The 13,532-nt window shown below is 49.1% G+C and carries 11 protein-coding genes; 3 read left to right on the top strand and 8 right to left on the bottom strand.

Annotation, left to right across the window (positions count from 1 at the left end):
• Positions 1-717, top strand: a 717-nt coding sequence (locus ACKFKF_RS31375) for a DMT family transporter (RefSeq protein ID WP_446871290.1), incomplete at its 5' end; no start/stop codon positions are given.
• A gap of 165 nt (positions 718-882) precedes the next feature.
• Here the strand turns inward: ACKFKF_RS31375 and ACKFKF_RS31370 are convergent.
• Entirely contained in the window at positions 883-1,392 is a 510-nt protein-coding gene (locus ACKFKF_RS31370) for a L,D-transpeptidase (protein WP_446871289.1), read from the bottom strand.
• A 225-nt stretch (positions 1,393-1,617) separates the two neighbouring features.
• Positions 1,618-2,136, bottom strand: coding sequence for a hypothetical protein (locus ACKFKF_RS31365; RefSeq protein ID WP_446871288.1), 519 nt, complete (start codon positions 2,134-2,136; stop codon positions 1,618-1,620).
• Between the two features lie 517 nt (positions 2,137-2,653).
• Here ACKFKF_RS31365 and ACKFKF_RS31360 point away from each other — a divergent pair.
• On the top strand, positions 2,654-3,466 hold the full coding sequence (locus tag ACKFKF_RS31360; RefSeq protein ID WP_446859052.1) for an SGNH/GDSL hydrolase family protein: 813 nt from the start codon (positions 2,654-2,656) through the stop codon (positions 3,464-3,466).
• Positions 3,467-3,697: 231 nt separating this feature from the next.
• Here the strand turns inward: ACKFKF_RS31360 and ACKFKF_RS31355 are convergent, their stop codons facing one another.
• The 6 genes from ACKFKF_RS31355 to ACKFKF_RS31330 form a co-directional block, all read right to left on the bottom strand.
• The gene (locus tag ACKFKF_RS31355) at positions 3,698-3,919 is read right to left on the bottom strand and encodes a chlorophyll a/b-binding protein (protein ID WP_446871287.1); all 222 of its coding nucleotides are present in this window, start codon (positions 3,917-3,919) and stop codon (positions 3,698-3,700) included.
• Positions 3,920-4,108: 189 nt separating this feature from the next.
• Positions 4,109-4,912 carry an ABC transporter ATP-binding protein gene (locus ACKFKF_RS31350; protein ID WP_446871286.1) on the bottom strand — a complete coding sequence of 268 codons (804 nt, stop codon included), beginning with the start codon at positions 4,910-4,912 and terminating at the stop codon, positions 4,109-4,111.
• 232 nt (positions 4,913-5,144) lie between these two features.
• Positions 5,145-6,395: an FtsX-like permease family protein gene (locus ACKFKF_RS31345; protein ID WP_446871285.1), complete on the bottom strand. Its 1,251-nt coding sequence runs from the start codon at positions 6,393-6,395 to the stop codon at positions 5,145-5,147.
• Positions 6,396-6,583: 188 nt separating this feature from the next.
• A complete protein-coding gene (locus tag ACKFKF_RS31340) occupies positions 6,584-7,984 on the bottom strand; it encodes an amidohydrolase family protein (RefSeq protein ID WP_446859056.1) in 1,401 nt (466 codons plus the stop codon).
• Between the two features lie 45 nt (positions 7,985-8,029).
• Positions 8,030-8,347 carry an Mpo1-like protein gene (locus tag ACKFKF_RS31335; RefSeq protein ID WP_446871284.1) on the bottom strand — a complete coding sequence of 106 codons (318 nt, stop codon included), beginning with the start codon at positions 8,345-8,347 and terminating at the stop codon, positions 8,030-8,032.
• 521 nt (positions 8,348-8,868) lie between these two features.
• The gene (locus ACKFKF_RS31330) at positions 8,869-11,601 is read right to left on the bottom strand and encodes an HAD-IC family P-type ATPase (protein ID WP_446871283.1); all 2,733 of its coding nucleotides are present in this window, start codon (positions 11,599-11,601) and stop codon (positions 8,869-8,871) included.
• Positions 11,602-12,076: 475 nt separating this feature from the next.
• Between ACKFKF_RS31330 and ACKFKF_RS31325 the strand changes: the two genes are divergently transcribed.
• Complete coding sequence (locus tag ACKFKF_RS31325; RefSeq protein ID WP_446871282.1) at positions 12,077-13,192, top strand: LuxR C-terminal-related transcriptional regulator; 1,116 nt, start codon at positions 12,077-12,079, stop codon at positions 13,190-13,192.
• The last annotated feature ends 340 nt before the right edge of the window (positions 13,193-13,532 follow it).

Raw genomic sequence — 13,532 nt, 5'->3', positions numbered from 1 at the left:
GTGTGGAAATTATTGGCGATCGCGACTGGATTCCTCGCGCTCAATTATCTGCTATTTTTGCAGGGCTTAATCCGAACTTCACCAGCGACGGGAGGCGTTTTTAATCAGCTTTCTTCAACGTTGATGGGGCTAGGCGCTCTGGTGATTTTTAAGGAACGATACACCCTTTGGCAATGGCTGGGATTGACGGTTCTTTGTGCAGGAATGGCACTGTTTTTTCAGGAGCAGTTGCGGGTTTTGGTGAGTCAAGTTGATCGCTACATCCTGGGCGGTGGGCTGCTAGTAATCGCTTCAATCTTGTGGGCTATCTATGCGCTGGCCCAAAAACAGCTATTACAGCGACTTCCCTCTTCAGCAATCATGCTGGTGATTTATGGAGGTTCGGCATTGTTGTTTACACCGATCGCAGTTCCTCAAAAAATTCTGACCCTCACCGCATTCCAGTGGGCGATTCTTTTGTTTTGCAGTCTCAACACGTTAGTTGCTTACGGGGCATTCGCAGAAGCATTAGAGCATCTGGATGCGTCACGAGTCAGCGCTGTGATCTCCTTAACGCCGATCGTAACGATCGTCTCGGTCTTCACCTTATCGCTGCTGTTTCCAGGGCTAAAATTTCCTCATCAACTTAGCGTTCTTGCTGTCATTGGTGCCATATTTGTGGTTGTGGGATCAATGACGATCGCAGTTTCGAAAACGCAGCGTTCCTCAGCTGATTAACGTGAATTTAAGAAAACGCTTTACTTCGATTACAAGTAGAGATTTTATCGAATTTAGATCAACCCAAGAACTTTCAACTGGAAATCTTACTTCAAGTCTCGTAAAGTGAGAGCTTAGGGCAGAACTACCAAATATCGCGAAAAACTGGAGTAACTCCACAACTGACTAATTGACCACAGATACAGGCGTACCCAAACCTACTTGATAGTACAAATCTTCCACATCGCGGGCGTACATCCGAATGCAGCCATGAGACGCAGCCTTGCCCACGGATTTTGTGTCAGGCGTTCCGTGAAAGCCAATCCAGTTGGTGCCATCTGTCCAAAAGCCAATCCAATAATTTCCTAAAGGATTGTTTGGGTCACCCGTTGGCACCACTTTGCCATTCATCGGATTAATCCAAGTCGGATTCTGCATCATCTGCTTGACTTGAAACTGACCCGTCGGAGTCTCCCAACCCTCACGCCCAATCGCGATCGGATAAGTTTTGAGCCGCTTTTTGCCCGAATAAACGCCCACCTCACGCCGATTTAGAGAAATTACCAGACGAATGGGTTCGTTTGCCGTCTCAGCGGGTGCTTCAGACTTTTGAGGGCTGGGAGTCGAGATAGGTTGTGAAGGCGGCGGTACACTTTCAGAATTGACTCTTGGCTGACATGAAACCGCAGTTTGCAAAAGGCAACTCAGTGCGAGTAATCGAAGCGACTCCCTGCAAGTAACTCGAAGAGATCGCTGCCACAAAAATTTTCCCATCTTCTTCCCAAAGAGATCAGAATTAGCTTTTCAAAAAATTCTACTCCACCCTGAGAATGCAGAATGATGAATCTGATCATTATCTTTTGTTCACCATTCTGCAAAATCGACGGCTGTTAACACGACCGGAAGCGATCGCTTAACTTCCTACCAGAGGGCCCGAACGCCACCTGACGCGCCTCCATTTGTGGTACTTGGAGTGGTTGAGGTGCCCGTGTTAGGCGTGGTGTCAGTCGAACCGTCCGTGCTGGGGGTTGTCGTCGTATCCGTTGTCCCGCCAGGAGTGATGGTGCTATCGGGCGTTGTGGTGGTGCCTGCTCCAGGAGTTGTTGTGTCCGTAGTGCCTGTACCAGGAGTCGTTGTGTCTGTGGTGCCTGTACCAGGAGTCGTTGTATCCGTCCCACTTGTGCCGCCTGGAGTCGCACTACCTGGGGTTGCACTACCTGGGGTTGCACTACCTGGGGTTGCACTACCTGGGGTTGCACTGCCCGGAGTTGCGCTGCCTGGGGTCGCTTGAGATTGGAGGAGTTGAGACTGACCGACTTGACTTTGAGCGGCCCCGTTATTGGAAGGTTGGCGCAAAGCAAACGACGGCAAACTCAGTAGAGCGCTGACACCAGCAACTCCGATAATGCCAGCAAGAATCTGAGTATTTTTTGAATTCATAGCTATCTCCTCAACAGTAGTGATGGTAGGCAGGTAAAGCGGTTCTCAAATCTATCAGCTTGCAGATTTGTCTAGAATACCTTGGGGTGAATCAACCTCAAAACCGCTCTAGACAAGGGGGTGAATGATTGAAAGGGCTTAATAGATCGTTACAGTAGCGTCTCTGTTTGCCGCCCTTGGAGATTAACGCCGTTTGTTTTGAAAGAGCATCTACCAAAAGTTAGGGATCATCCAATCAGCCAACGTGTAGGTTGACAGGGGTGAACCTCAAAGTCTGTTGGCCTTTGCGCTTCGGAAATCGGGACTAGAGGAGGCGGGTTTACCGACGCACGATCGCGCTTCAGTCCGTTAGCCTAAGTAAAGTGATATTACAGAACGCTGGATCGATCCTCAATTCTGTATTCATCCAAAATTTTTCCAAGTCTGCTGCCCCAATTTGCGATCGCGTGTGAAAAAACTGATCTTCGCGGCGGGACTTTCGTTCCTGGCTTTCATCATGGTGTTTGCAACAACTTCAATGCACAAGTCTTCTGACAAAATCAATCAACTGTATGTGTTTGGCGACAGCCTCTCTGACGTGGGGGTAGTGTTTCGGGCGACAGGGGGGCAATATCCGCCCAATCCTCCCTATTTTGAAGGGCGCTACTCAAATGGTCAGGTCTGGGTCGAGCACCTCGCCGCTCAATTGGCGCTGACTCCCGATCGCAATACCAATTTTGCCTGCGGTGGAGCAACCACAGGAACCAGCAGTCTTAACGGCATTCCAGGACTGGGAGGACAAATTCAAAACTTTGTCAAAGCCAACCAAAAATTAGATCCAACTGGGCTGTATGTGGTTTGGGCAGGCGCAAACGATTATCTCTATGGGGCAACCAACCCAACGATCGTGCTAGAAAATCTGTCTCAAGCGATTACAGCGATCGCCAACAAGGGGGCAAAGAAAATTCTGGTAGCCAATTTACCGGACTTGGGGCAGCTTCCAGCGACACGCAACAATGCGAATGCTGGGGCCTTGAGTGCTCTTACTAAAACCCACAATTCAGGGTTGTCTGACAGGTTAAATCAGTTGAGTCAAAAATTGCAGCCTGATACAACGCTGATTCAAATGGATGCTTACGCGCTGTACCGGGAGGCGATCGAGAATCCAGCTAAGTTTGGTTTTACAAATGTCACGAGTGCTTGTTTAGACGGTTCTTGTCTTCAGCCCGATCGGTTTCTCTTTTGGGATGGCATTCACCCGACTACCGCGGCCCATCGTGTCTTAGCAGAAAGAGCCACTTCTGCGCTAAAAACCAAACTCTCATTCAATCTTCCTTCTGGGAAGATCTAGCAAACAAGAGATTACGTCGATAATGATTTTGTTCACGATCCTTGGGCTTACGATCGTTCCATTTCAAAGGATTTGTGGACAAAAACAATCCCACAATAATAGGGGGCGTATCTCTGGTACACGTCCCCCTAAAACCAGCTATGCGTTTTGAAATCTATAAAGTCATAACCAGCCCAGGAATAAATCTGCCACTTTCAGAAAAAATTACCCTGGCGTGCAGCGTTCTCAATACTACTTAGCGGTGTAGCTGACAAAGTGCAACACATCACGCAGGACGCTGTAGCCAGCCAAGTCCCACAGCAGATATGCGAGAAAACCAATCATTGCAAACCGACCGTTCCAGATTTCTGCTTGAGGATTAAAGCCAAACAGGAAGGCGTTGCGATCGACACCGTTGTACTCAGTTGCGACAGGGGGCAAATCAGTGGTGGCGCGGGTTTCTTTGCTTTGCATTTTTTTAGTCCTTTAACAACAACTCGTTATATTTCTTATAGTATGGGTCAAGCTTGTTTTTGCTCTCCCTCTATGGGGTCAATTTAGGAGTCGTTCTAAAGGAAGACCGTTGAATGGATCGTCTGAGTGGAGCAATTGTTTTCTACAAGTTTTTCTACAAGTAAGGACGATCGTGCTGCCCCATCCCGTCTATCTTGCTTGCAAAACGCCATCTTCTAGGTAGGCTACGCTGTCAGCTACATCAATGATGCGGGGATCGTGGGTGACGATTAGAACAGTCCGGCTTTTTTCTTTAGCCAGGTTGCGAAGTAAGTCAATCACCGCATGACCGTTGTGAGAATCGAGGGCGGCAGTTGGTTCGTCGGCCATGATTAGTTGAGGATTTCCCGCTAGGGCGCGGGCGATCGCGACTCGTTGTTTTTGCCCTCCTGAGAGATCTTGAGGGTGTTGTTTGGCTTTATCGACGAGACCAACCTGTTCGAGCAGATCCAGCGCTTGCTTACGGGCTGTGGCTCCCCGGATTCCCTTGAGCTTGAGGGCGACTTCTATGTTTTCTAAAGCAGTCAAAGCGGGAAACAAGTTGAAGCCCTGAAAAATAAAACCAATGTTTTCGAGGCGAAATTGGGCCAGCTTGGCGCTAGACAGACGAGTGATTTCTTCTCCCAACAGACGTACACTGCCCTGAGTCGGTGTGAGAATGCCAGCCAAAATTGAAAGAAGCGTCGTTTTACCAGACCCAGACGGCCCCATCAAAAGTTGGACATCGCCAAATTTTACATCCAGATCCACACCCTTGAGTGCCTGAAACTGCTCCCTCCCTGATCGGTAGACCATTTCTACGCCCCGTGCCGCGATCGCCGTACAGGCTTCTGAAGAAATTGCGTCACTTCCGGGCGAAACCGTCGTCACCTCAATCTTGCCTTTGCGGGGTGTGAGGGTAGAGGTTGCCTGACTCCCGGCACGTTGCAGTAGATCAATTTGGGTAGCAGTCATTCTTTAAAAAGTTTGATAGGTGATCGGTTAGACGGCGGTGTGTGGGGAGTCGTTGGGAAGCGTTGGTCTCAGAGTAAGTTCATCGTAGGTTGGCTCAAATCCAGATGAGGATCAAAATCAACCTTATGATCTAGTCTACAGATTGCGCCCAGATTTCCTTCGGGGTAACAATTGAACTTCAAGATTGAACCCAGTAACTTTGATAAATATTACGGATCATTACAATCCATTATCACGCCTTGAAGACGATCGCTGGGTCAACACGGGTCACTTTTTGAACTGCAAACAGGGCCGACCCGACACACATGACGATCGTAAGGACAAAAACGCCCCCGGCAGTCGCTGGAGTGATGAGAATCATAATGCCTTTTGCGGCTTGCGTCCAAGCGCCCAGTCCGAGACAGAGTGCCATACTGGGCAGATACCCCAAAACCGCCATCCACAGCGCTTGTTCGAGAATGACGCTGTAGATTACCCAATTTGACGCGCCCATTGCTTTGAGTGTTCCAAACTCGCGCAGGTGGTCGGAGACGGAGGAGTAGAGGATCTGACCAACAATCACCATGCCGACAATAAAGCCAACCGTCGCCCCTAGTCCGAGAATAAATCCGACACCCGTGCGTTCTGTCCAATATTCGCGAGTTTGGCTGGCGATTTCGGCTTGGGTGTAGACGCGCGTGTTGGGTAAGGTGGCTTCGAGGCGTTGTCTTAGCTGAGATAAGTCTTCGCCCGATTTGGCCCGAATCAGGACATAAGAGATGGGGTCAGCCACGTTGAGGTTTCTGGGGGTGGGTGGCGTGACGGGCGTAGCATTGAGGGGCGCATTCTCAAAAGCGTTGGTGCAGGCGAGACTGCCTTCGGGATCGCGGGTGCAGTTGACTGAAGTGTTGAGTCCCGCAGTGGAGTAAGCGTTGGCGTTTTCTAATGAAGTGAAGATAAACACGCTAGACGCATTTGACTGCGTATTTGATGACATGCCCACCAATCGCGCCGGAAGCGACCCTATCTTACCTTGATCTCCTAGCTTTTGAAGTCCGGCATTTCGCAAACTGCCCTGATCGACCATAACGGTGTAGGGCTGGTTGAGATCCTTCAGATTTCCCTGGGAGACGTTCCATCCCGCAAACAGACGACTATTGGGATTAAAGCCAAAAATTCTAATGGGGGTGATTTGCCCTGCACTGTTGCGCCAGATGCTAGAGCGAATCATCAGCGCCTCTGCCCGATCGACCCCCGGAACTTTTTGCGCCCGTACCACTTGCTCGGCCACGATCGCAGAAGTTAGTTCCAGATGCACCATTTCTTTGGAGGCGACCCACAGATCAGCGCTGGAGTGATCAATCAAGAGAGCGGTTGAGCGAGTAAAGCCTTTGAGAACACCAAGTTGAATCGTCACCAGACTCACCGCGAACATAATGCCCGCCTGGGCAACCATGAATCGAGGAATGTCTTCAAAGAGATTTTTGCGAGCGATCGAAGCCATAGGGAGAGGGATGAGGGAGGAGGGAGGAGGGATGAAGGGCAAGGGGGTTTCCTTCTTCCTGCATCTCTCTCTAGTTTATTCAGGACGAAGGATGTATTTTCTGCGTTCCTGATCACAAGACGCAAGATCTCAGCCTTTTTCATCTCTCCTCGCGAACGCGGGGCAAAGCCCTCCCTCCTCCTTCATCCCTAACTTGCCGTTACCAGGGCTGCACTCGTGAGGTTTTCGGGGAGAGACTGACGCAGGCGATCGCCATATAGATCCAGCGCGTTACCAGAGAAGAGCAGGGCGAGGTGATCGCGATCGTACTCGGCAGTTTCAGCCACTGACTTGACGCAATCTTTGAGAACGCCATCCCAGTGACCGTAGTCGCCAGAGAAGCAGGCCAGGTGTTTGCCGACTTCACCCATCGCGGCAGGAAGATAGGCGGGCGCGGGATCGTCAGACTCAAAGGAGGTAAAGATCTGGCCGCGTGAGAAGTACTCCAGCGGGTCGCGGTGGCGCAAATCGTAGTGTTCGTAGAGGCTGGAGTCGGTGATCTTGGTGGGATCGTGCTGCTTGTTCCACATCAGGTCAAACAGGTTTTTGGCCTGACTGATGATGTTGCTGTTGTTGTGAACCCCGCGCTCCTGGATCATCAGTTTGGTGAATTCCATCAGCGAAGGGCGATAGGGTTGGGTGGGGTCAAAGTCCCGAATCCGCTTTTCCCAATGCTCGTGGAAGGAGTGAGCCAGATCCGGGAGCCAGCCACAGCCGCCTTCAAGGAAGCCTACTCTCAAAGTCGGAAAGCGCTCAAAGGCTCCGTCGAAAACCATTCTGGCTAACGCTAACTGCTGCTGGTTACGCTGCACGAAAACGTGGCTCAACACAAACGTATCGGTGTGGTCAGAAATGCCGCCGACCATGTAGGAACCCGGCCCACCATGAATACTCAGCGCGATATCGAGGTCAACTGCCGCTTGCAGAATCGGGGCAAAATCAGGGTGACTCATTGTTTTACAAGTGCGGATCTCTGGGAAAGCATCGGGCGCTTTGGGATGCGGGATCGCCAGATTAGGGGGCACCATCACGCCGACCATGCCCAACTCATTGACGCAACGGTGCATTTCTTTGACCGATTCGGCTACGTCTTGAATGGGAAGAACGCCGATCGGCTTCAGTCGTCCACCATATCCGCGACAGTCTTCAGCCATGTAGTTGTTGTAGGCGCGACAGAGGGCGATCGCCATATCCTTATCGAGATAGCTGCCAAAGCTAAGATTCCACGTTCCAAAGATCACATGAATGTCAACGCCTTCTTCGTCCATGTGTTGAATGCGCGTCTGATTGAACATTGCGCCAAGGGTCGTTTCGGGATGGAGATTGCGAAAGCCGCCTTTCCCTAATCCTTGAGGTTGGGGAAACAGCCGAACGAGATCGTTTTCTCCGGTCGCAGGATTAAAGTCTACGACGCGCATTCTTTGGTCGCCCAGATTATCAACAATTAAGCCAACACGATCGCGATATTCTGGCTCAATATAATCCCGAATCACGAGGGGATTTTCTAGCTTGTGGGCATCAGCATCAATGACCAGTAAACCTTCGTACATTAGAGTCTCCGTGGCGTGAATATTTTAGCGGATAGCTGTTAGCTTTTAGGCTGAAACTTTGTGGCGAAAATGTTGCCAGAGTTGACGAATTCCGAACCAATGCTCGACTGACCAGGAAAGAGAAGCCAAAATCGTAATGCCGGGATATTTGACAAAAGCGGGTTCATTTTTCTCAAAAAAAGCGTGTCCACCGAGGGCAAATACCTGAGTCAACACGAGACAGAAAACGGTAACTCGCCAGTCGTAAAACAGATAGATCACAGCAGCGATCGCCAGAATATTGGTCAGATGGTGGAGCGCCTGATTGATCGGATTTTGATGAGATTGAATGAAGTGCGCTTTTGCATCTTGGAAGTAGCTCAAGGTGCCTCCTCCCCGTTGTCTTATGGGTTCTTGGAACGATATCACGGAGTTTTTGGAGAGGACAGAGAGTGATCGAAATTCTTCGGAATTGGGTGCGATCGCCTGGATTTGTGAGGTATCAGTTTTGATTTCTCAATATTTCCTCAATTTAATACTCAAAACTTTACCTGAGAGATGCACAATTCTCCAAACGTTTCAATTATCTAGTGGGGACTGATCCAGAAACGAAATGAGGAATGTTGGATGCTCAAAATCAATTGATGCCATCCTTGGCGTTGCTGATTGGAGGGATGAATCTGTTGGGAAGTGTCAATCTTTCCGCCCCCTAAATCCCCCAAAAATGGGGGACTTTGAGCATTGGGGTTCCCTCCGCTCTGGGGCAATTCATCCCCTGATTCAGCAACGCCCCATCCTTCATCCCTCCTCGCGAAGCGGAACAAAGTTCTCCCTTCTCGCGCAGCGGATTACCCCCAAAGGGGGAACAGATCATCGAAGTTCTCCCTCATCCCTTTAATTGGCCTTTAATTGGGTGGATCAAATCGATTGACATAGTAGGCGATCGCAATCATCGGCAAACTGGCTCCAAAACAAACCAGCCACTGATCCAAAGACATCGGAGCCGTCTTGAAAATTTGATTGATAAAGGTAGAGTTGCTAAAGATAATTTGCAGAATAATCGCTAGACCAATCCCAACCGCAAGCGCTGGGGCACCACTAACTTTTTCTTTAGCACCGCTCCATTTAGCCAGCAGAGAAGGGATTAGTTGACTAATACTTAAGAGGTAAAAGATGCGCCCCATGACTAATGCTTGAATCGCCATTGTCCGAGCAAGTTCGATACTGCCCCAGGGAGCCTGACGTACCCATTCAAAGATGCCAAAGATCAGCGTCCAATTGTAGAGCGACACGGCGAGAATGCGCTTAATCCGATTGGTGGTGAGAAAGGGTTCGTTAACGGGGCGGGGTGCCTGTTTCATCACGCCGGCCGACTTTGGCTCAAAGGAGAGAGGCACCGTCATCGTGATTGAGTTGAGCATATTAAGCCAGAGGATTTGTAGCGACAAAATGGGCAATTCGCGACCCAACAATGTGCTGATCAAAATGGTCATCGACTCGCCCCCATTGACCGGAAGAATGAAGCAAATAGCTTTGATCAGGTTTTTGTAGACCGATCGCCCTTCCTCGACGGCCGCCGCGATCGACGCAAAGTTATCGTCTGTAAGCAGCATATCCGCCGCTTCTTTAGAGACTTCGGTGCCGCTGCCCATCGCGATTCCAATGTCGGCTTGTTTGAGAGCGGGTGCATCGTTGACTCCATCTCCCGTCATTGCCACCACTTCGCCTCTAGACTGCAACGCCTCTACCAATCGCAGCTTTTGTTCTGGAGCGACTCGCGCAAAGACGACCCCTTCTTCGACGGCGTTGGCCAACTCTGACGGATTCATCTCAGCTAGAGCAGCCCCGGTAAACGCCTTAACTTTGCGATCTTTGCGAAAGCCCATACGACGAGCGATCGCGGTTGCCGTCCCGATATGATCCCCGGTGATCATCTTCACCTGAATTCCGGCAGACTGGCAGGCGTGAACGGCGGCGATCGCTTCTGGTCGAGGCGGATCGATCATGCCTTGCAGTCCCAAAAAGACCAGCCCGGTTTCGAGGTCAGAATGGTCAACGGTGGTTTGGCGATCGCTCACTTGTTTCTTAGCGAAGGCCAGCACCCGCAATCCTTGTTTTGCCATCGCGTCTACTTGCTGCTCGATCAGGGTGCGATCGAGGTCAACGGTCTGTCCTTCTGCATTGAGCGCCACTTGACAGCGCGACAGCATCGACTCAACAGAGCCTTTGACATAGAGCAAATTTTCGCCTTTACCCTGATGTAGCGTAGCCATGTATTGAAACTGAGACTCAAAAGGAATGGAGTCGAGACGAGGGAGCGATCGCAGCAAATTTGCTTGATCCAATCCCGCTTTGCTCCCCGATGTCAAGAGCGCCCCCTCAGTCGGATCGCCCACCACCATCCAGCGAGCCGCCTCATGTTCTAGGTGAGAATCATTACACACGACCCCTGCGACCAAACATTCCTGCAAGACGGGTGGAATTTGAGGCAGCGATCGTTCTGCTAGCAAAATTTCGCCATCAGGACTATAACCGCCGCCTGTGACTGTATAAGACTCGCCGCCCACATAGATTTCCTGTACCGTCATCTGATTTTCGGTCAGCGTCCCCGTTTTGTCAGAACAGATCACCGTCGCGCCGCCCAACGTTTCGACCGCAGGCAATTTGCGAATAATGGCGTGTCGTTTTGCCATGCGAGAAACCCCCACCGCCAGCGTCACCGTGATCACCGCAGGCAACCCTTCAGGAATCGCCCCAACGACTAAAGCAACGGCGGCCTCGATCGCATCACTAAAACTGCGCTGCCCCAGACCGACCGCAAAGGTAAGGGTCGCCATCCCCAACACAAAAAACAACCAGTTTTGGCTAAATTGATTGAACTTGCGCGTCAATGGCGTAGTTAGATCGACTCGCTGTTCTAGGAGTTGGGAAATTCTGCCCGTTTCAGTCTCATTGCCGATCGCCGTGACCAATCCAGTGCCCTGCCCAAACGTGACAAATCCGCCAGCGTAAGCCATGTTGCCGCGTTCTGCGAGAGGCGTTTCGGGTTCTAAAATCGGCGGTTCTCCAGTGTTTTCGGCTTCTTTTTCGATCGCCACTGATTCCCCGGTCAGGGCTGATTCATCGATTTGCAAATCCCGCACTTTGATCAGTCGTAAATCGGCTGGCACCTTATCGCCCGATGTCAACAGCACCAGATCTCCGGGCACCAATTCTTTTGAAGAAATTCTGAGCTTTTTGCCCTCGCGAATTACAGTCGCTTCGGTACTCATGGACTCGGCAAGCGCGGCGATCGCTCCTTCGGCCTTGGCTTCTTGCAAAAAACTAATAGTGGCGTTGGTTGTCGTAACTCCCCAAATGACGCTGGCATTTAACCATTCACCAATCAGGGCTTTGATAATCCCTGCACCGACCAAAATAATAATTAAAGGCTGATTAAATTGCAGAATAAACTTCAACCAACCTGGCTTTGATTTTTTGCCTGTTAACTCATTTGCACCATGCTTTTTTTGCCGATCTAAAACTTCTTGAATGGTTAATCCTGTTTGTAAATCGCTACCCAAGGTTTGAGTCACCTGAGATGCAGAAAGGTGGTGCCATAGAGGAGATGACACAGAAGAAACTGTTTGAGAGGTCATATCATTTTTGTGAGAAGGAACAACTGCAATGACAGTCAGCTTGTTACAGTGATGGGCTTTGAGAGATTGTTTGATCCTCCCAAGTAGGAGAGGGTTTCAAGGTTCTTTATTCCTCTGGGCAAGTGAGAAGTGCCCCTGCAAGGAGAACTGAAATTGTCAAACAACTCTTGAACTTTGATCACGGGTAATGGGGCGATCACCAAACGCTTTGTTTTGTCGATCGGCTGACTCATCGCTCATAAATTTAAATTAATTCAACTTAATTAAAAATTTGACTTTTGTGTAAAAACACTCACAGCAATTCGTTGGGTTACTCATGTGTGTAGCGTCGATTTCAGCTTAGAATAGAACTCACAAATGTGTATGATCTGACTACACAATAGCAATAAAACAATGGCATAAATTGAGCGAAGTCTATTCTATTAATTAGCGCAGCTAACTGCTGAGTTTGTATCAATAATCAGGAATCTATCGTATGAATCAGCAAAAGTTAATTGACCGATTTAATCGCCTCTCATCTCGACAGCGACAGGTTTTGATCAAGGTTTTGGCTGGGGAAAGCAATCGGGCGATCGCTCAGTCATTACACATTGTAGAAGCGACCGTTAGAAAGCATATTGAGAAAATTTGCGAGGTTTTTGAATTAGCTAACCAAAGCGGAGAAAGATTTTCAAAACGTCCTGATTTGATTGCGCTGTTTGCTCGTTATAAACCTGAATTAGTAATGCAAGTTTCAGACACAGCAACTTCTTCAGAAGAAGAGCCACACACTCAATCAGAGGTTCGATCGAACAATTTGCTACAGTTCCCCTCACTAATTAATTCATTTGAATCGGTCACAAAATCAGTTAAAGAAGGCAAATTTGAAACGATCTACGATCGCGATGTTTTTATTCTGATTGATCAAAGTGGCTCAATGGTGCGAAAAGACGCAGATACCGGAAATCAAACACGCTACAGCTATTTACAAGAGATTATCGAAGGCCACGTATTTGCCATTCTTTCGGCTCAAAACAAACCCTGTCGCAGAACAGCCCAAAAGATTTGCGATCGTATCTCAGTCTACTTTTTTAATCGTAATCAAGCCCCCGCCACTCCAACGATCGTCACTGATGCTGGACAGATTCAAACCCTGTTTACCCAAAATCCACCTCGAAATAATACTGTCATTAGTCCCACACTTCAAACCTGCTTAGACACCTGGGTAGCAGAAGGAAAAAGAAACGATCGAGGTGCTTTTTTTCTCATTTATACGGATGGTTTATTTAATGACGAAACTCAGTTTATTGACTGTATTGCTAAAGCTTGTACTCAGATCGAACACCATAAAATGATCAAAATTTTTGTATTAGGGGTTGGCAAAGATTTGGATATCGAACACTTTTTAGAACTAGATTTTAATACTTACGATCGAATGCCCTTTGACATTTTTGTCTTTGATTTAGTCAACGAGTTAGACGATATTACAGAACTTCTCAAGCGCCAACTCATTGAGCATCCGCACACCGCACTCCCCAACTGGGTCAAACAGCGCTATCCCAACTTTGCCGAACGATTTACCCCACTACACCATCAACAAAACTGTCGGTAGGCAATAGCAAAACCTTGACCTTTTGACCCTGCGATCGCAAAAATTCCTACTGCAATCGTCAATTAAATCAACTCCCCAACCCATCACAAATCAGCACTACCGCAAGCGATCGTCCCAGTAAGCCGCTTGAAGATAAATGCTGGACAACCAAATGGGAGAACCTTTCATATGGCGGGAAGAGGGAGAAAGCTGGACAACTGAACATCAATTGTCTATTGCCCCTGTTTCAGCATCACGCACCAAAAACTTTGCCTGAAGGTTCCCCAAAATTAAGGAGTTGAGGTGCCAATCCCTGCTTGACTGACAAAACTCAGGAAAGCGAGAAAGGAAGCTAGGAGGG

The sequence above is a fragment of the Phormidesmis sp. 146-12 genome, assembly GCF_052939495.1.
This window is presented reverse-complemented; position numbering and strand designations above follow the sequence as displayed.